Genomic DNA, 2194 nt, shown 5'->3' with positions numbered 1-2194 from the left:
GCATACAGGAGGTGCAGCACCGCGTGCTCCACTCCCCCGACGTAGAGGTCGACGCCGTTGGGCGCCATCCAGTAGCGCTCCTTGTCGAGGTCGACGAGCGCCTCGTCGTTGCCGGGGTCGATGTAGCGCAGGTAGTACCAGCACGACCCGGCCCACTGGGGCATCACGTTGAGCTCGCGGCGGTAGGTGGTGCCGTCGATCTCGACGAGCTTCCACTCGTCCGGAGCGGCCATGAGCGCCGGCTGCGGCTCGGCGTCCGGGTCCTCGGAGGCGTGGGGGCGGAAGTCCTCCACGTCAGGGAGCTCCAACGGCAGCTCGGCCTCGTCGACCGGCCGCAGCTCGCCGTCGGGGCCGTGCAGGATGGGGATCGGCTCACCCCAGTAGCGCTGCCGGCTGAACAGCCAGTCGCGAAGTTTGTAGGTGACCGTGGCTTCGCCCAGGTTGTTGGCCTCCAGCCAGGCGTTGGTGGCGGCGACGCCTTCGGTCACATCGCTCAGTCCGTTGAGATCCAGACCGCCGTTGACCAGGTCGGCGTTGGAGGAGTTGATGTAGGGGGCGTCACCGAGGCGAAGAGCGCGATCATCGCGTGGCTCGAGGCCAAGGGCATGGGGACAGGCACCGTCACCTACCGGCTGCGTGACTGGCTGTTCAGCCGTCAGCGCTACTGGGGTGAGCCGTTCCCGATCGTCTACGACGAGAACGACCTGCCCATCGCCCTGCCCGATGCCCAGCTGCCCGTCGAGCTGCCGCAGGTCCCGGACTACTCGCCGCGGACCTTCGCGGCCGACGACGCGAGCTCGACCCCGGAGCCCCCGCTCGGGCGCAACGAGGACTGGGTCACCGTCACGCTCGACCTCGGGGACGGGCCCCGCACCTACCGCCGGGACACGAACACCATGCCCAACTGGGCCGGGTCCTGCTGGTACTACCTCAACTACCTCGACCCGGGCACGCGGGAGCTCGTGGTCGACCCCGAGCTCGAGGCCTACTGGATGGGCCCGAAGCACGACGACCTGGCCGGTGTCAGCGGCGGGGTGGACCTGTACGTCGGCGGAGTCGAGCACGCCGTCCTGCACCTGCTCTACGCGCGGTTCTGGCACAAGGTCCTGTACGACCTGGGCCACGTGAGCAGCATCGAGCCCTTCCGCACGCTGTTCAACCAGGGGTACATCCAGGCCTACGCGTACACGGACGCGCGTGGTCAGTACGTGCCTGCTGCCGAGGTCGTCGAGGACGAGTCGTCCTCGACCGGGTACCGCTGGAACGGTGAGGAGGTCGCCCGGGAGTACGGGAAGATCGGCAAGTCGATGAAGAACGTCGTCTCGCCCGACGAGATGTACGAGGCCTACGGCGCCGACACCTTCCGGCTCTACGAGATGTCGATGGGACCGCTCGACCTGTCCCGCCCGTGGGAGACCCGTGCCGTCGTCGGGTCGCAGCGGTTCCTGCAGCGGTTGTGGCGCAACGTCGTCGACGAGCAGACCGGCGAGCTCACCGTCGTCGACGACGACCCCGACGAGACCACCCTGCGCGCGATGCACAAGGCGATCGACGAGGTCCGCACCGAGATGGACGCGATGCGGTTCAACACCGCGATCGCCCGGCTCATCGTGCTCAACAACCACCTCACCGGACTCGCCCAGGTCCCGCGGGCCGCTGCCGAGTGCCTCGTCCTGCTCGTCGCCCCGTTCGCCCCGCACCTCGCCGAGGAGCTGTGGGCCCGTCTCGGTCACGCCGAGAGTCTCGCCAGGGAGGCGTTCCCCGTCGCGGATCCCGCCTACCTCGTCGAGGAGACGGTGACCTGCGTCCTGCAGGTGCAGGGCAAGGTGCGCGACCGTGTCGAGGTCTCCCCGGAGGCGACGGAGGACGAGCTGCGGGAGATCGCCCTGGCGAGCGCCGGGGTGCAGCGGGCGATGGACGGCCGTGAGGTGCGACGGGTGATCGTGCGGCCGCCGACGCTCGTCAACGTCGTGGTCTGACTCCGCGCGCAGGATCGCGCCGGCCCGCGGATCCACAGGGTGGCCGGGTCCTGGCCGCGAGGGGGTGTCGCGGCTCCTAGCGTCCGGATGTGACCTTCGACCGGCCCGGGAGCGAGCGCCTCGACGCGATGCTCTCGGCCGGTCCGGACGGGAGCGCGGGTGCACCCGGACGGGCCGAGGATCGCGCACGCCCGTCACGCGCGCCCGACGAGGAT

At 69.9% G+C, this 2194-nt stretch carries 2 pseudogenes; one reads left to right on the top strand and one right to left on the bottom strand.

Annotated elements, in window-relative coordinates:
- Nucleotides 1-488, bottom strand: a pseudogene (locus tag ABWK99_RS15805) (leucine--tRNA ligase); the annotation flags it as partial.
- Nucleotides 489-554: 66 nt separating this feature from the next.
- Here ABWK99_RS15805 and ABWK99_RS15800 point away from each other — a divergent pair.
- A pseudogene (locus ABWK99_RS15800) lies at nucleotides 555-1979 on the top strand (class I tRNA ligase family protein); the annotation flags it as partial.
- Nucleotides 1980-2194 lie beyond the last annotated feature (215 nt).

It is taken from the genome of Actinotalea sp., from assembly GCF_041597215.1.
In the GTDB taxonomy this organism is placed as follows: domain Bacteria; phylum Actinomycetota; class Actinomycetes; order Actinomycetales; family Cellulomonadaceae; genus Actinotalea.
This window is presented reverse-complemented; position numbering and strand designations above follow the sequence as displayed.